Genomic DNA, 17,634 nt, shown 5'->3' on the forward strand with positions numbered 1-17,634 from the left:
CGGACGGGACCGCGGGGGAATCGCCTCAACCCTCCTTGAAGCGGTAGCCGACGCCGTAGAGCGTCTCGATCATGTCGAAGCTCTGGTCCGTCACCTTGAACTTCTTGCGCAGCCGCTTGATGTGGCTGTCGATGGTGCGGTCGTCGACATAGACCTGATCGTCGTAGGCCGCGTCCATCAGGGCGTTGCGGCTCTTCACGACGCCGGGGCGCTGGGCCAGCGCCTGGAGGATCAGGAACTCGGTGACGGTCAGCGTCACCGGCTCGCCCTTCCAGGTGCAGGTATGGCGCTCGGGGTCCATCATCAGCTGGCCGCGCTCGAGCGAGCGGGCGGCGGCCTCGGCGTCGCGGGCGGCCGCGCCCGGAGTGGCGTCCTTGGGGGCGAAGCGGCGCAGCACCGCCTTCACCCGCTCGACCAGCAGGCGCTGGGAGAACGGCTTATGGATGAAGTCGTCCGCGCCCATCTTGAGGCCGAACAGCTCGTCGATCTCCTCGTCCTTCGACGTCAGAAAGATCACGGGAAGGTCCGATTTCTGCCGCAGGCGCCTGAGAAGCTCCATTCCGTCCATGCGCGGCATCTTGATGTCGAAGATGGCGAGATCGGGCGGGGAGTGACGCAGACCGTCCAGCGCCGAGGCGCCGTCGGTGTAGGTCTGGATGCGGTAACCCTCGGTCTCCAGCGCGATCGAGACGGAGGTCAGGATGTTGCGGTCGTCGTCGACGAGGGCGATCGTGGGCATGCAGTTTCCCTGACTTGACGGCGCGCGCGCCGCCCCTGGCGCGTCCTTGGCGGGGCCCGCAACGGCGAGGCTCGGTACCCGCAAATCGGGGACCGCCAGCCGTGCGGAGGGTCTCGTCCTTTACGACCATCGTTCGAAAAAAGCGAGCGGCAGTCTAAGCTTGGCCGTGTCGGCCGGCTTGGATAAGAGCGTTGGGATGGGGAAAAAGGGCGGACAACGCGCCGCGCCCAGCGCCGGCATCGCCCCTCGTGCGGAGCGCTCGCGCCGCGCTATGCTCCAGCCCGAAACCGGGAAGGAATGCTTTCATGGCCAACGACGCGATGCCGCCTGCGGGGGAACGGCGCCGGCCGGCCGAACCACTGCCCGCCTCGGAAGCCCCGTTCGATGCGATCGGGCTTGCCCGGCATCTTCTGCGCAGCGTGCGATCGGGCGCGCTCGCCACGATCGACGCGGCCGACGGCACGCCTTTCGCCTCCCTCGTCACCCTCGCCACCGACAACGACGGCACGCCGGTGATGCTGCTCTCGCGTCTCTCGGCGCACACGCGCAACCTCGATCACGACCCGCGCGCCTCGCTGCTGTTCTCGGTGGGCGGCAAGGGCGATCCGCTCGCCCATCCGCGCCTGACGGTGACGGGCCGCGCCGCGCGCTCCGACGAGCCGCGGATCCGCGAGCGCTTCCTGGCCCGCCACCCGAAGGCGAAGCTCTACGCCGACTTCCCCGATTTCGGCTTCTTCACCCTCGCTCCCACGGCCGGCCACCTCAACGGCGGCTTTGCCAAAGCGGCGACCCTGACGCCGCAGGAACTGCTCCTCGACATGGCCGGCGCCGAGACGGTCGTCGCGGGCGAGCGCGGCGCCGTCGAGCACATGAACGCGGATCACGCCGACGCGCTCGCCCTCTACGCCGCGGGCGCCGGCGAGCCCGGCAGCGGCTGGCGGCTCACCGGGCTCGATCCGGAGGGGCTCGACCTGATGGCCGGCGACCGCACGGCGCGGGTGCCCTACCCCGAGCCGGTGCGCGACATGGGCGCCTTGCGCAAGAGCCTCGTGGCGATGGCGGCCGCAGCGCGGGCCGGCTCCGCGGCCGAGGCCGCCCCTAAGCCCGACGGGCCGGCCTGAGCCCGTTCGGCAGGCACGCCGCGCAAACAAGGCAAGCGCCCGCGGCGCCCCCCCGCCTTGGCGTGCGTGCCCGCCGCTGCTATCTCCGCCCCGGACAATCCCGACAAACCTGCCGTGCGCCGCGTCAGCCCCGCGACGGGACCGCCGTGCCGGAGACCCCGATGACCACCCGCACCATCGACAACATCCGCAACTTCTCCATCGTCGCGCATATCGACCACGGCAAGTCGACGCTCGCCGACCGGCTGATTCAGACGACCGGCACCGTGGCGCTGCGCGACATGAGCGAGCAGATGCTCGACTCGATGGATATCGAGAAAGAGCGCGGCATCACCATCAAGGCCCAGACCGTGCGCCTGGAATACCGCGCGGAGGACGGCAAGGATTACATCCTCAACCTGATGGACACGCCCGGCCACGTCGACTTCGCCTACGAGGTGTCGCGGTCGCTGGCCGCCTGCGAGGGCTCGCTGCTGGTGGTGGACGCGAGCCAGGGCGTCGAGGCGCAGACGCTCGCCAACGTCTACCAGGCGCTCGACGCCAACCACGAGATCGTGCCCGTCCTCAACAAGGTCGATCTGCCGGCCGCCGAGCCGGACCGGGTCAAGGAGCAGATCGAGGAGGTGATCGGGCTCGATGCCTCCCAGGCCGTGCCGATCTCGGCCAAGACCGGCCTCAACATCGAGGCGGTGCTGGAGGCCATCGTCACCCGCCTGCCGGCCCCGAAGGGCGACCGCGAGGCGCCGCTCAAGGCGCTGCTGGTCGATAGCTGGTACGACGTCTATCTCGGCGTCGTCGTGCTCGTGCGCATCGTCGACGGCGTGCTCAAGAAGGGCATGACCATCCGCATGATGGGCGCGGACGCCGCCTACGGCGTCGATCGCATCGGCGTGTTCCGCCCGAAGATGGCCGATATCGGCGAACTCGGCCCCGGCGAGGTCGGCTTCTTCACCGGCTCGATCAAGGAGGTGGCCGACACCCGCGTCGGCGACACCATCACCGAGGACAAGCGCCAGACCACGCAGATGCTCGCGGGCTTCAAGGAGGTTCAGGCGGTCGTGTTCTGCGGTCTGTTCCCCGTGGACGCCGCCGATTTCGAGTCGCTCCGCGGTGCCATGGGCAAGCTGCGGCTCAACGACGCCAGCTTCTCCTACGAGATGGAGACCTCGGCCGCGCTCGGCTTCGGCTTCCGCTGCGGCTTCCTCGGCCTGCTCCACCTCGAGATCATCCAGGAGCGGCTGGAGCGCGAGTTCAACCTCGACCTGATCTCGACCGCGCCGTCGGTCGTCTACCGCCTGCTGATGCGCGACGGCGAGCACAAGGAGCTGCACAACCCGGCCGACATGCCCGACCCGATGAAGATCGAGACGGTCGAGGAGCCGTGGATCCGCGCCACGATCCTCACGCCCGACGAGTATCTCGGCGGCGTGCTGAAACTGTGCCAGGACCGGCGCGGGGTCCAGATCGACCTGAACTACGTCGGCAAGCGGGCCATGGTCGTCTACGACCTGCCGCTCAACGAGGTGGTGTTCGATTTCTACGACCGGCTGAAGTCGATCTCGAAGGGCTACGCCTCGTTCGACTACCACGTCTCGGATTACCGCGAAGGCGACCTCGTGAAGATGTCGATCCTGGTCAACGCCGAGCCGGTCGATGCGCTCTCGATGCTCGTCCACCGCACCCGCGCCGAGTCGCGCGGCCGGGCGATGTGCGAGAAGCTGAAGGACCTGATCCCGCGTCACCTGTTCCAGATCCCGGTCCAGGCGGCCATCGGCGGTAAGATCATCGCCCGCGAGACCATCCGGGCGCTGTCCAAGGACGTGACCGCCAAGTGCTACGGCGGCGACATCTCGCGCAAGCGCAAGCTTCTGGACAAGCAGAAGGAAGGCAAGAAGCGCATGCGCCAGTTCGGCCGCGTGGAGATCCCGCAGGAAGCCTTCATCGCCGCGCTGAAGATGGACGATTGAGAACTGGTTCAACGGAGTTGCTTGGCAATCTCGGCGCTCCTCATGCTGAGGCGCCGAGCGGAAGCTCGGCATGAGAGCGTCACAGAAGTCGGAGAAGGCACTGGCAAGGCCGCGGCGACGAAGCCGCACGAGCAACAATCGAAAAAAATCCCTCCCGCGTGTCGAATCGGCGTCCTTCTTTCATTTGTAAGAAACCGGTCGCGTCATACCCCCGTCAAGCCGCCACGGTAACGGCGTAATTCGGGAGCTTCGGTTGCGCGCAAGCGAAAGCCGAATCATCCGGCATGCGGCGCGCCGTTCGGTGGCATCGAGGCGCCGGGTCGAAACGGGATCAAGACGCAAATGGGCGGGGCGCACGAGGAAGATCTGACGCCGCGGGCGGTGCGGCTGCGGACGCAGTTGCTCGTTGCCTGCGTGCTGGGGGCCGGCGCGGCCGCCGCCCTCTGGTACGGCCGCCCGAAGGAAGTCGATGCCGCCGTGCCGATGCCGGCCGCCGTGACGGCCGCCGCACCGGGGCGCTTCGTGCTCACCGAGAGCCAACTTGCCACCGTCACCACCGTGGCGGTCGAGCAGCGGCTGTTCTACGAGGACATCGCCACAGAGGGGAAGATCAGCGTCGACGAGTACCGCGCGACGCCCGTCTTCTCGCCCTATGCGGGCCGGGTCATCACCATCTTCGCCCGCTCCGGCGAACAGGTGAAGCAGGGCGACAAGCTGTTCTCGCTCCAGGCCAACGAGATGGTCCAGGCGCAGAACGATTTCCTCGCGGCGCTGAACGTGCTCAACAAGACGCGCTCGCAGCTCTCCTACGCCACCAACACCGAGAAGCGCCTGCACGACCTCTACGATTCCCGCGTGACCACGCTGAAGGAATTGCAGACCGCGCAGAACGACCTCACGACGGCGCAGAACGACGCCAAGACGGCGGAGGTCGGCCTGGAGGCGGTGCGCAACCGCCTGCGCATCCTCGGGCTCGCCGACGACGACATGAAGGCGCTCCAGACCAAGGGCGCGATCAACCCCGAGACGACGATCAATGCGCCGCTCTCCGGCACCGTGATCCAGCGCAAGATCGGCCCGGGCCAGTATATCAACACCGGCGGCTCCGACCCCTCCTACCTCATCGGCGATCTCGGCCGGGTCTGGATCGTCGCGCAGTTGCGCGAGACCGACGCGGCCAAGGTCGATCTCGGCGAGCGCATCCGCTTCCGAACCCTCGCCTACCCGAACCAGACCTTCGAGAGCCGGATCAACTACATCGGCGCCTCGGTCGATCCCGCCACCCGCCGCATCGTCGTGCGCGCCGAGGTCGATAATCCGAAGGGGCTCCTGAAGCCCGAGATGTATGCCAGCGTCCACATCATCAACGAGCGCGAGACCGTCTCCCGCGCCGTGCCGCGCCAAGCGGTGATCTTCGAGGGCGACAAGGCGCGGGTCTGGGTGCTCGGCGCCGGCAACACCGTCGAGAGCCGCGCGGTGAAAACCGGGTTCCTCGACGGCAACGACATCGAGGTCACGGAAGGGCTCGCGCTCGGCGAGCGGGTGATCTCGAAGGGCGCCCTGTTCATCGACGGCATGACCGACCAGCCCGGCTGAGGAAGCCCGGCCCACCGTTTCTTCCGCGAACACAAGCATTCCGAGCCGGGGCCGTCCCCGGCCGCGCCCGACGGCGCGAGGTTGGAACCGCCCCCATGAACGGCATCGTCGCGCTCGCGCTCCGGCAACGGCCCCTCGTCATCCTCGCCTTCGTGCTGTTCGTGGTCGGCGGCTTGGCCGCCTTCCAGAACCTCAACATCGAGGCCTATCCCGACCCGACCCCGCCGATGGTCGATGTCGTGACCCAGACCGACGGCCTCTCGGCCGAGGAGATCGAGCGCTACGTCACGATCCCGATCGAGCGGATCACCTCGGGCATGCCGAACCTCAAACAGGTGCGGACGATCTCGCTCTACGGCCTGTCCGACGTGAAGCTGCAGTTCGGCTTCGAGTTCGATTACCTCCAGGCCGAGCAGCAGGTGCTGAACCGCCTGCAGCAGCTCGATCCGCTGCCCGCCGGTGCGAAGCCCACCATCTCGCCGATCAGCCCGATCGGCGAGATCTTCCGCTACAAGCTCACGGCGCCGCCAGGCTACAGCGTGCTCGACCTGCGCACGCTCCAGGAATGGGTGCTGAAGAAGCGCTTCCGCGCGGTGCCTGGCGTGATCGATGCCATCGGCTGGGGCGGCAAGACCAAGACCATCGAGCTCTCGGTCGATCTCGACCGGCTGATGGCCTACGGCCTCTCCCTCGCCAACGTGGTCAAGACCCTCAACGACAGCAACCTCAATGTCGGCGGCAACCGCGTCGCCATCGGCGGCCAGTCGGCGGTGGTGCGCGCGGTCGGCCTGATCCGCGACATCGACGACATCAACGGCACGGTGCTGACCCAGGTCGGCGGCGCGCCGGTGCTGGTCAAGGATGTGGCCACCGTCACGATCGGCCACCAGCCGCGGCTCGGCATCGCCGGGATGAACGACGAGGACGACATCGTCCAGGGCATCGTCCTGATGCGCCGCGGCGAGAAGAGCACGCCCTCGATCGAGGCGGTGAAGGCGGAGGTCGCCAAGATCGAGGCCGCCGGCATCCTGCCGCCGGGCGTCACGATCGAGCGCATCTACGACCGCGCCGACCTGATCGCGGTCACCACCCACACCGTGCTGCACAACATGGTGGTGGGCATTCTGCTGATCCTCGCGATCCAGTGGCTGTTCCTCGGCAACCTGCGCTCGGCCTTGATCGTCGTGGCGACGATTCCCTTCGCCCTGTTCTTTGCCGTCGTCATCCTCGTGGCGCGCGATGAATCCGCCAACCTGCTCTCGGTCGGCGCGCTCGATTTCGGCCTCATCGTCGATGGCACCGTCATCATGGTCGAGGCGATCTTCCGGCGCCTGTCGGGCCACGGCATCCCCGGCTACCCGCCGCCGGGACTCGACGCGAAATCGGGGCGGATCGCGCTCGCGGCCGGCGATGTCAGCCGCTCGATCTTCTTTGCCGCGGCGATCATCGTCACCGGCTTCCTGCCGCTCTTCACGCTCACCGGCGTCGAGGGCCACATCTTCGGGCCGATGGCGACGACCTATGCCTACGCCTTGCTCGGCGGCCTCATCGCCACCTTCACCGTCACGCCCGCGCTCGCCGCCTACCTTCTCCCCGCCCATATCGAGGAGAAGGAGACGATCCTCGTGCGCGCCCTCGACCGGATGTACCGCCCGGCGGTGCGCGCGGCGCTCGGCGCCCGGCTCGTCACGGTGGCCTGCGTGGCGCTGATCGCGGTCGGCGTGGGACTGGCCGCGCGCAACCTCGGCTCGGAATTCCTGCCGAAGTTGGAGGAGGGCAATCTCTGGGTCCGCGCCACCATGCCGGCGACGATCTCGCTGCGTGAGAGCAACGGCTACGTCAACGAGATGCGCAAGATCATCGCCTCTCTGCCCGAGGTCGAGCGCGTGGTCTCGCAGCACGGGCGCCCGGACGACGGCACCGACGCGGCCGGCTTCTTCAACGCCGAGTTCTTTGCGCCGATGAAGCCGCTCGAACAGTGGCGCCCCGGCGTGGACAAGGAGAAACTCACCGAGGAGATGCTGCACAAGCTCCAGACCGCCTTCCCCGGCGTCGATTTCAACCTGTCGCAGTACCTTCAGGACAACGTCGCCGAGGCGGTCTCCGGCATCAAGGGCGAGAACTCGTTCAAGATCTTCGGCAACGATCTGCAGAAACTCACCGACAGCGCGAAAAGCGTGATGAAGGTGCTCTCCACGGTCCGAGGCGTCGAGGATCTGGCGGTCTTCCAGTCACTCGGCCAGCCGACCATCGAGATCGACGTGGACCGGGTGCGCGCCGCCCGCTACGGCCTGACGCCGGGCGACATCAACACCACGGTGCGCACCGCCATCGGCGGCGACTCGGCCGGCGATCTCTACGATCCCGGCTCCGAGCGGCACTACCCGATCATGGTGCGGCTTGCGCCGCAATTCCGCCAGAGCATCGAGGCGATCGCCAACCTGCGCATCACCGGCCAGAGCCCGGCCAACGGCGCGCCCGTGCAGTTCCCCCTGAGTGCGGTGGCGCGGGTCGAGCTCGTCTCCGGCCCCGCCTACATCTACCGCGAGGCGCAGGAGCGCTACCTGCCGGTGAAGTTCTCCGTGCGCGGACGCGACCTCGGCAGCACCATCGAGGAAGCGCGCGCCCGCGTCGCCAACGAGGTGACGCTTCCGCCGGGCTATCGGCTGGAGTTGGTCGGCGAGTTCAACAACATGAAGGGCGCGATCGCCCGCCTCTCCGTGACCGTGCCGATCGCGATCGGCATCATCGCGATCCTGCTGTTCATGAACTTCTCGTCTGTGGTGGACTCGCTGCTCGCGCTCAGCGTGATCCCGATGGCGATGGCCGGCGGTATCCTGGCGCTCTCGCTGACCGGCACCTCGTTCAGCGTCTCGGCGGCGATCGGCTTCATCGCGCTGCTCGGCATCGCGGTGATGGACGGCATCATCGTGCTGTCCTTCTACAACGACCTCCTCGCCGCGGGCGTGCAGCGCGTGCCGGCGATGCTGCGCACCTGCTACACGCAGATGCGCCCCGTGGTGATGACCTGCGTCGTGGCCGGCGTCGGCCTGCTGCCCGCAGCCTTCTCCACCGGGGTCGGCTCGCAGGTACAGAAGCCGCTGGCGCTGGTGGTGGTGGGCGGCATGGCGCTGGCACCTCTTCTGATCCTGCTCGTGCTGCCGGTGCTGATCCTTACCTTCTCGCGCCGTAAGCCCGCCGTGCATTCCGAGGCCTCGGACCGGGTCGCGGCCGCGCAGGCTTCCCACGCCGGAGCGCATTGAGGGGCGTCAGCGCCCCGCGTACGAAATCCGGCGCGTTGCTTCGCACAGTGAATTTTCGTCTGTCGCTCGGGCGCCCGCGCGGGCTTGCTGAGACAGTCACCGCTCGAATCAAACGGGGACTGTATCACCCCCGCCGCGTCGAGCCCCGCAACACCGCCCGCCCGCTCAGCGTCACCTTGCGCACCGGCTGGCCCGGATGCTCGATCCGCTCGAACAGGAGGCGCATCGCTTGGGTGCCGATTTCGGCCACGGGCTGCTCGATCACGGTCAGGCCGGGCTCGACCAGATCGGTCCAGGGCTCGTTGTCGAAGCCCGCGAGCGCGAGATCCTTCGGCACGGCGAGCCCGAGGGTCCGGGCCGCGCGCACCGCCCCCATCAGCGTCAGACCGTTGGAGAGGATCAGCGCCTCGGGCCGGTCGGGCTGTGACAGCCAGCGCGCCGCCTCCGCTTCCGCGGCCGCCGCGTTCGGCGCCACGGTGCGGGCGAGCGGCGCGAGGCCGGAGCGGGCCATAGCGGTCTCGTAGCCGGCCTGACGCTCCCGCGCGGTCGAGCTGGTGGAGCCGAACAGGCCACCGATGCACCGGAAGCCCTGCGCCACGAGGTGATCGACCAGGGCCGAGGCGGCGGCGGCATTGTCGAGCACCACGCTGTCATGGGCACCGGGCAGGCCCGAGCGGTCGATGAACACCGTCGGGAAGGACAGGCTGTTCGCCGTCAGCCCCTCCGCCGTGGTGCGGGTGGGCGCGAAGATCACGCCGGTGACGCGCTCCTCCTCCATCAGGCGGAGGTACATCGCTTCGCGGGCCGGATCCTCGTCGGTGTTGCACAGGATTACCCGCATCCCGGCAGCGTAGGCCGCATCCTCCACCGCCCGGCTCACCGCCGTGAAGAACGGGTTGCGGATGTCGGCGACGATCAGGCCGATGGTCTGCGCCGCCTTCGAGCGCAGGCGCCGTGCCGAGAGGTTCGGCCGGTAGCTGGTGGCTCGCACCGCTGCCTCGACCTGTTCGCGCAGGGCGGCGCTCACCGGCCCACGCCCCAGCGCGCGCGACACCGTCGCCGTCGAGACACCCGCCATGCGGGCCACGTCGCGGATTCCGACGCTCAGCGAATGGAAAACGTTTTCACCGGCATGAAAAAGTTCTGCCATCCCGCAACAAGGCGAGCAAGCATTAGCCTGTACTTTGATCCAAACCCTTTCCGGACACCTTTCAGTAGAACGTTTTCACTAAGAACAACAGATCAGACCCAAACGCCGACGAAGACCAATGCTCCCGGCAAAGCCAGACGGGGCAGGTCTTAGGTTGAGCGCGCGCCATGCCCGCGCTGACGCCGCCGGCTGTATCGACGGCGCTTACGGTGCCAGCAAGCCGCGCCGCGAGGGAATAGCGGATACCTGTCTCGGCCACGGCGTCGTCATCCCGTGCGGCATGGTCGATGACTGCCCTCTGGTGCGTGAGAACGGACTCGCCCTCTTCCAGATCCCCGGCGGCATCGAAGGGCCCGACGGTCCAGTCGCCCATCTCGTGGTCGCCCGCGCTGCGCAGTCGAACACCCAAACCACCGTGCTGAGCTGCCTCACCCGTCGGATTCAGGACGAGGCCGTCGCCATCGCACCGTGGCGTTGCGAGACGAACCGGCCGACCAGCTCACGCCTTCAATGGATGGCGCCAAGCATCAGATTTCACCGGCGAGCAGAACGGGGGATCAGCCCAACAAAAAGCGGCGCGCCTATGGGGCGCGCCGGATGAGGTAACTCGCGGTCTCAGGAACGAGTCGTTGTACTTTATCCAGTATACCAGCGCGTGTCTGTGCCCTTCCGGTTACAGACCCCTTCCTGCTCACACTTTTGTGAGAAACAGGTGACACGGGCGGATGTGCGCTACCGCTTCGCCAGGGCGTCGGCGAAGGCGACGATGCGGTTGCGGGCGTAGGTCGGCACGCCGGCGCTGATCGAGGTGCCGGTGTTGAACGAGGAATTGCCCATCAGCACCTGCACCGGCAGCAGGTTTTTCAGCACCGGCACGCGGGCATATTCCTGCTTGCGCTCCAGCACGTCGGCCTTGATGGCGAGGGCCATGTAGGTCGTCACCACGGTCCGGTTCGGATCGTCGGGGGCCGGCTGCATCACCGCCAGGAACTTGCCGAAGCGCAGGATCTGATTGACCCAGAAGATCGTCTGTTCGAGCCCGCCCGCCACGGGCGTGTCGATCTTCGTGAGCGCCGCGAGACCCGCGGCCTCGGCCGGCGGCAGCACCCGTAACTCGCTCTGGAACGAGACGAACTCCGCGACCTTCTTCGAGCTGCCGAGTTCGAGCTTGTTGGCGAGCTTCACGCCGAGCGGCAGCTTGCCCTCGAGATCGTAGCGCGACTCGATGCACACGCCGCCCGCCCCGCACCAGGGCCGGTCGGGGCGCTTGGCAAAGGCGGCAGCCGGGTCCTTGGTCGGGGTCACCTCCGCCGGTTCGAGCCGCTTGTGGCGGATCACCGGGTCCATCTTGGCCAGGAAGTCGAGATTGGCGAAAGCCGACAGGTCGATGGCGGAGGGTGGCTTGGCCACGACGAAGCGGCCTTCCGCAACGTAGACCTTCAGGGTCTCGTGGCGCGGCTTGGCGACGCCGTTCACCGTCTGGGAGTAGTCGGGCTCGACGTAGCCGGGCCAGGGGCTCAGCGCGGCGGCCTCCGCGGCCCGCGCCTTCCGCCACGCATCGAAAGCGATCAGCCCGCTCTCCGGATTGGCCGAGGCGGCCTCGCGGTGGTCGGTGAACAGCACCGTGCCGGGCTTGAGGCTCGTGGCGTCGCCGGGCGTGAGGGCCGGCACGTCCTTGACCCGGTCGGAGACCAGGGCGGCGGGCTTCGGGAGATCCTTGGGGAAATCTTTCGCCGCCTCTTGCGCGCGGGCGGGCACCGCCAGCGCGAGCGCGACGACAAGGGCGGCCGGAAACTGCCTGGGCAAAGCGGACCTCGGAGGAGTCGATGAGGGAGGGCGTCGGAGGGCGCAGGCTCAGTAGCCCGGGTCGTCGCCGAACGGGTAATCGGGATCGCGGCGGCGCGGGCGCGTGCGGGTGTCGCCATCGTCGTCGAAGGGCGAGCCGAACGGAACCGGGTTGACCTGCCCGTAGCGGTCGCGGCCGGGCCAAGCCTGCGGCTCCTCCCGGCGATCGCGGCGCAGCCCCCAAGGGTCGGCCGTCCGGTCGGAATCGGTCTCGGCGCTGCGCCGCTGCGCGAACGGGTCTTCGGTGTTCCGGCGCCCGCCCGGCAGGTTGCCGAAGAGGTCGCCGGCGACGTCCGCCCCGTCCTCGGCGTTGGCGTAATCGCCGTCCTCCGCATCGGGACGCATGGCGTAGAGCGTGTCGCGGGGCACCAGCACGTATTGCGTGTCGGCCACTTGCCCCCCCTTGAGGCGGAAATGCTCGACGACGCCGCCACTCGCGACGCGCTGGCCGCTCCTCGGCTCGATCGGCAGGTCGGCGATCAACGCCTTCGCCTCCGGAGAGGGCGGCGCCAGCGGCGTGCGGGCCACGCCGTGGGCCCAGGCCGCCTGGAAGATCGCCCGCGCGATCGGCACCGAGACGTGGCCGCCGGTCTGGCCGCGGCCGAGCGTGCGGCGCACGCCGTCGGCATTGTCGTAGCCGGCCCAGACCACCACGGTGATCTCGTTCGAGAAGCCGGCAAACCATGCGTCGTTCTCGTTCTCCGAGGTGCCGGTCTTGCCGGCGACGTAGGCCGATATGCCCGAGAGCGCGGCGGCGGTGCCGTGCTGGGTCACGCCCTGGAGCATGGTCTTGAGCTGGTAGAACGCCACCCGGTCCGCCGAGCCGATCCGCACCGGCGCCTTGTCGGGATGGCGGTAGACCGGTTTGCCGTCGCGCTCGACCGCTTCCAGGGCGTAGGCGCTCGGACGCGCACCCTCGTTGGCGATGGCGGCGTAGAAGCTCGCCAGATCGATCATCCGCACCGGCTGGGCGCCGAGCACGAAGGGATAGTAGCGCTCGCACTCGGCATAGAGCTGGGCCTCCAGCGCGATGTCGCAGACCCGCTGCAGGCTGTCGGGCGCCTTGGGCGCGATGCCGCCCTGGAGCAGGCGAGCGGTGACGAGGTTCTTGGAGAATTCGAGCCCGCGCCGGATCGTCGTCGCGCCGGAGCCGCCGCCGTCGTAGTTCTTGGGCGACCACGAATCGCCGACTCCGCCGATCGGCGGCAGGGTCACGGCGGAATCCATCACCAGGGTGTTGGGCTGAAGCCCCGCATTCAATGCGGCGAGGTAGGTCAGCGGCTTCAGGGTCGAGCCCGGCTGGCGCACGGCCTGCGTCACGCGGTTGAGCTGGCTCAGCGGATAGGAGAAGCCCCCGCTCATCGCCAGAATCCTGCCCGTGCGGTTCTCCAGCACGATAGCGGCCCCCTGGACGGTGGGGCGCACGCGCAGGTCGGCGCGGAGGCTGCCCTTGCCCTCGCGCAAGCGCACCCGGACGGCATCGTACACTTGAAGCTTTCCGCGCGCGGGGCCGGGCTCCAGGCTCGCGACCCGTCCGTCGGGCAGGCCGATCCTGGTGCCGTTCTTGCCCGTCTGGAGCACCACCGCGAGCGGCCAGCGCACGTCGTAGAGCGGCGGCCGGGCGGAGACGAGCGCGCGCTGCCAAGCCGGCTGGACGGTGGGCTGGGCCGGCGCCTTCGCGGCCGCCTTGCCCACCCCCTTACCCACCCCTGTCTTGGGCCCCCTCTTCGTCTCGGGCGCGGGGGCCGGCTCGACCGCCGGCGCGGGCGCCGCGGCCTCGATGCGCTTGATCGCCTCGGACAGGTTCAGTTCCGGTCCCTCGTAGCGGGCGCGGCCGGTGCCGCGCTCGTAGGTCGCCAGCCCCTCCTGCAGCGCCGCTTCGAGCGCGCTTTGCAGGCCGGCATTCACCGTGGCACGCACGGTGTAGCTCGCGTTGGTGAGCGTTTCGAGCCCGGCGAAGGTGCGCGTCTCGCGCGCCACGTGATCGACGAGGTAGAAACCGGAATCCTGGCGCGTGGCATCCGGCGGCTTGATCCCGAGATCGGAGGCCAGCGCCGCATTCATCTGCGCCTCGGTGATCGTGCCCTCTTCCTTCATCCGGCTCAGCACGTAGGCGCGCCGCTCCCGCGCCCGCTCCGGGTATTTGTCGGGGCTGTAGTAGTTCGGGCCCTTCGGCAGGCCGGCGAGCAGGGCGGCCTCGGGCAGCGTCAGCGCGCCGACCGACTTCCCGAACCACGAGCGCGCGGCCATCTCGATGCCGTAGGCGCCGCGGCCGAGATAGATCCCGTTGAGGTAGAGCCCGAGGATCTGCGGCTTGGTCTGGAGCCGCTCCAGGCGCGAAGCCACGATCATCTCGCGGATCTTGCGCTCGTAGGTGACGTCGTCGCCCACCGACAGGTTTTTCACCACCTGCTGCGTGATGGTCGAGCCGCCGGCCGGGCGCCCCGGCGAGGCGAGGTTGCCGACGAAGGCGCGGATCACCCCGCGCTCGTCGATGCCGTGGTGCTGGTAGAAACGCTTGTCCTCGGCCGCGACGAAGGCCTTTTGCACGAGGTCGGGCACGCCTTCGATCGGCACGACGAGGCGGCGCCCATGCGTCTCGAAGGTTTCGGAATAGGGCTTGCCCGCCGCATCCAGGATGACGCTGGCACTGGGAAGCTTGATGTCGCGCAGGGCCTCAGCCGAGGGCAGATCCTTCACGGCGTTGTTGTAGAAGGCGATCACCGCCGCCGCCTCGAAGGGGGAGTTGGCAGGGTTCTCGCCCTTGCAGAATTGCTTGTAGCTCGTGTTCAGCTCGGCGATGTCGAGCCCGTGCAGGATCTTGGGCGCGTTGTCGCCCGCCACCGCGCTCGGATCCTCCATGGCGGTGGAGATCAGCTCATCGAGATTGATGTCCTCGATGTCGAAGGACTTGCGCATGTGGGCGCAGCCGTCGCGCAGGATCGCCACGACCTGCCCGCCATCCTTGGCCGGGTCGAACTGGGTCCGCACCGCGTCGGGCCGCGTCGTGACCTGGGACAGGGTCAGAGCGGTCGCGAACAGCTTGATCAGGATGGCGTTCATCGAGCGGTTGGGGTCCCCGGCCGGCACGCGACGGAGAGCGTACCAAGTCCGATCAAGCGGCGCACAACGCGGCTGATTTATGGACAGGCTCGCCCGGACGCCACGGGGCGGGGATGCGTCGACGGCGGGTGTGGACGCCAGCCCCTCCAACGAAAAAGGGGCGACCGCTTCGCGCGATCGCCCCCGAAACCCACCCGCCTGCGACGACCGATGCCGATCAGCGCAGGAGCTGGAGGATGCCCTGCTGCGCTTGGTTGGCGAGCGACAGCGCCGAGATGCCCAGCGACTGACGGGTCGAGAGCGCCTGGGAGTTGGCTGCCTCCTCGTTGAGGTCGGCATTGGTCAGGTTCGAGGCGCCGGTATCGAGGATGTTGACGAGCCGCTTGGTGAAGTCCTGCCGGTTCTGCACCACGGAAAGATTCGAGCCGAAGGTCGAGCTCGCCGAGCGCAGGGTGTCGGAGCCTGCCGTCAGCTTGGTCAGCGTGCCCTTGATGTCGGTGTCGAGCAGGAAGTTGCCCTGGCCGTTCACTGACGTGCCCGAGTTGCCGGTGATCGAGGTCAGGAGCAGGCCGTCGGCCGTCAGATCCTGGCCTTGGATGTCGAGATTGGCGGTGTCGCGCTCGTTAAAGGCGATGTGCAGCTTGTTCGAGGGGTCACTGTTACTGATCAGATTCACGCCGTTGAAGCTCGAATCCTTGGCCAGCTGCGTGATCTGGGTCAGCAGGCTATTGTACTGCTCGGCAAGTTTGGCGCGGGTATCTACGCCTGCCACCGTTAAGTTGGTACCCGAGGTTACGACATCGTTGCCGGTGCCATACTTGGCAACCGTAGCGGCGCTGGTTGTGCCGGTGGCAAAACCCAAGGCTGACTGACCGGCCGTGGTGGCGAACTCGACCGCCGCGCTGGCGTTCAGCACGATCTTCGTCCCGGTCGTGTCCTTGGAGAACATCGTCGAGCCGGCTGCGGTGTTGAGCGCAGTGATGGCGCCGTCGATGGTCGAGTTGGAAGCGATGCTCGCCGTCGTCGCCTGTCCGTTCACGTACAGTTTAACCGAAGTCGCGGAACTCGTAGTAGCGTAGGCAGTGCCCGCGGTACCGGTCGTCGTGATCTGCGTCGACAGCGCCTGGTTGGCGGTGGACTTGGCCGAGTCGATCAGCTTCTGGATCGAGGTGATGCCCTGGTTGGCCGCCTGGATCGTCTGGATGCCGTTCGAGATCGAGTCGAGCAGCGAATTGAGATCGCCCGATCGACTGTTGAAGGACTGCGCGGTGAAGAAGTTCACCGGATTATCGAGGGCCGACGAGACCTTCAGTCCCGTTGCCAGCCGGTTCTGAGTGGTGGCCGTCAGAGCCGAGGTGTCCTGCAGCGAGAGCAGGTTCTGACGGGTGGCGGCGGAAAGCGTGACGCTCGAAGACATGGGTAACAACCCCGTTCAGATCGATACCGATCCGGTATTAGGGTTAATTCACCATGCCCATGGTTTCTTTAGCGTTAACGATCTTTTTTCGGCCGAATAATTTTCAATTTTGGAATGGGGAGACGGTCGGAACAAGGTCCCGACCGTCTCTTTTGCTGGTGCGATGCGTCTCAGGGAACGCGATCAGCGCAGGAGCTGGAGGATGCTCTGCTGCGCCTGGTTGGCGAGCGACAGCGCCGAGATGCCCAGCGACTGACGGGTCGAGAGCGCCTGGGAGTTGGCTGCCTCCAGGTTGAGGTCGGCGTTGGTCAGGTTCGCCGCACCGGTATCGAGCACGTTGATCAGGTTCTTCGAGAAGCTCTGACGGTTCTGCACCACGGAGAGGTTCGAGCCGAAGGTCGAGCTCGCCGTGCGCAGGGTATCGGAGCCTGAAGTCAGCTTGGTCAGCGTGCCCTTGATGTCGTCGTCGAGCAGGAAGTTGCCCTGGCCGTTCACTGACGTACCCGAGTTGCCGGTGATCGAGGTCAGGCTCAGGCCGTCGGCCGTCAGATCCTGGCCCTGGACGTCGAGGTTCGAGGTGTCCTTCTCGTTGAAGGCGATGTGCAGCTTGTTCGTAGGGTCGCCGTTGCTGATCAGGTTCGTGCCGTTGAAGCTCGAATCCTTGGCGAGCTGCGTGATCTGGGTCAGCAGGCTGTTGTACTGCTCGGCAAGTTTGGCGCGGGTATCTACGCCTGCCACCGTTAAGTTGGTACCCGAGGTTACGACATCGTTGCCGGTGCCATACTTGGCAACCGTAGCGGCGCTGGTTGTGCCGGTGGCAAAACCCAAGGCCGTCTGACCGGCCGTGGTGGCGAACTCGACCGCCGCGCTGGCGTTCAGCACGATCTTCGTCCCGGATGTGTCCTTGGAGAACATCGTCGAGCCGGCTGCGGTGTTGAGCGCAGAGACGGCGCCGTCGATGGTCGAGTTGGAAGCGATGCTCGCCGTCGTCGCCTGTCCGTTCACGTACAGTTTAACCGAAGTCGCGGAACTCGTAGTAGCGTAGGCAGTGCCCGCGGTGCCGGTCGTCGTGATCTGCGTCGACAGCGCCTGGTTGGCGGTGGACTTGGCCGAGTCGATCAGCTTCTGGATCGAGGTGATGCCCTGGTTGGCGGCCTGGATCGCCTGGACGCCGTTCGAGATGCCGTCGAGCAGGCCACCCAGATCGGTCGAGCGGTTCGACAGGTTCTGCGCGGTGAAGAAGTTGACGGGGCTATCGAGGGCGGAGGAAACCTTGAGGCCGGTGGCAAGGCGGTTCTGGGTGGTGGCCGTCAGCGAAGAGGTGTCCTGCAGCGAGAGCAGGTTCTGACGGGTGGCGGACGAAAGCGTGATGCCGGAGGACATGGGGGGCGATCCTTGTGGGTCTTGATACCGCCTTTTTGGCGACACCCGGACCCTCCACCCCGCGCCTTGCCGAGACCTTAATCCGATCGT

Annotated in this window: 11 protein-coding genes; 4 read left to right on the forward strand and 7 right to left on the reverse strand. The window is 67.4% G+C overall.

The genetic code is table 11. From position 1 onward, the window contains the following. Positions 1–25: 25 nt before the first annotated feature. A complete protein-coding gene (locus tag Y590_RS04985) occupies positions 26–739 on the reverse strand; it encodes a response regulator transcription factor (protein WP_060768896.1) in 714 nt (237 codons plus the stop codon). Between the two features lie 305 nt (positions 740–1,044). Here Y590_RS04985 and Y590_RS04990 point away from each other — a divergent pair, with 305 nt between their 5' ends. From Y590_RS04990 to Y590_RS05005, 4 genes are all read left to right on the forward strand, one after another. Continuing rightward, the gene (locus Y590_RS04990; RefSeq protein WP_060768897.1) at positions 1,045–1,860 is read left to right on the forward strand and encodes a HugZ family pyridoxamine 5'-phosphate oxidase; all 816 of its coding nucleotides are present in this window, start codon (positions 1,045–1,047) and stop codon (positions 1,858–1,860) included. A gap of 161 nt (positions 1,861–2,021) precedes the next feature. Then, complete coding sequence (gene lepA / locus Y590_RS04995) at positions 2,022–3,827, forward strand: translation elongation factor 4 (protein ID WP_060768898.1); 1,806 nt, start codon at positions 2,022–2,024, stop codon at positions 3,825–3,827. Between the two features lie 342 nt (positions 3,828–4,169). Beyond that, entirely contained in the window at positions 4,170–5,423 is a 1,254-nt protein-coding gene (locus tag Y590_RS05000) for an efflux RND transporter periplasmic adaptor subunit (RefSeq protein ID WP_060768899.1), read from the forward strand. Between the two features lie 95 nt (positions 5,424–5,518). Then, complete coding sequence (locus Y590_RS05005) at positions 5,519–8,686, forward strand: efflux RND transporter permease subunit (protein ID WP_060768900.1); 3,168 nt, start codon at positions 5,519–5,521, stop codon at positions 8,684–8,686. A gap of 124 nt (positions 8,687–8,810) precedes the next feature. On the opposite strand, the gene Y590_RS05010 is transcribed toward Y590_RS05005, so the two are convergent. The 6 genes from Y590_RS05010 to Y590_RS05035 form a co-directional block, all read right to left on the reverse strand. Continuing rightward, positions 8,811–9,773, reverse strand: a complete 963-nt coding sequence (locus Y590_RS05010) for a LacI family DNA-binding transcriptional regulator (RefSeq protein ID WP_286161852.1) — start codon at positions 9,771–9,773, stop codon at positions 8,811–8,813. A 124-nt stretch (positions 9,774–9,897) separates the two neighbouring features. Then, the gene (locus Y590_RS27205; RefSeq protein WP_060768901.1) at positions 9,898–10,209 is read right to left on the reverse strand and encodes a hypothetical protein; all 312 of its coding nucleotides are present in this window, start codon (positions 10,207–10,209) and stop codon (positions 9,898–9,900) included. 359 nt (positions 10,210–10,568) lie between these two features. After that, the gene (locus Y590_RS05020; RefSeq protein ID WP_060768902.1) at positions 10,569–11,642 is read right to left on the reverse strand and encodes a hypothetical protein; all 1,074 of its coding nucleotides are present in this window, start codon (positions 11,640–11,642) and stop codon (positions 10,569–10,571) included. Between the two features lie 48 nt (positions 11,643–11,690). Beyond that, positions 11,691–14,744 (reverse strand): penicillin-binding protein 1A, encoded by a 3,054-nt coding sequence (locus Y590_RS05025; RefSeq protein ID WP_060772165.1) that lies wholly within the window; start codon positions 14,742–14,744, stop codon positions 11,691–11,693. Positions 14,745–14,961: 217 nt separating this feature from the next. After that, entirely contained in the window at positions 14,962–16,161 is a 1,200-nt protein-coding gene (locus tag Y590_RS05030; protein ID WP_060768903.1) for a flagellin N-terminal helical domain-containing protein, read from the reverse strand. 183 nt (positions 16,162–16,344) lie between these two features. Beyond that, complete coding sequence (locus Y590_RS05035) at positions 16,345–17,544, reverse strand: flagellin N-terminal helical domain-containing protein (protein WP_060768904.1); 1,200 nt, start codon at positions 17,542–17,544, stop codon at positions 16,345–16,347. Between the last annotated feature and the right edge of the window lie 90 nt (positions 17,545–17,634).

The sequence above is a fragment of the Methylobacterium sp. AMS5 genome, assembly GCF_001542815.1.
Taxonomy (GTDB): Bacteria; Pseudomonadota; Alphaproteobacteria; order Rhizobiales; family Beijerinckiaceae; genus Methylobacterium.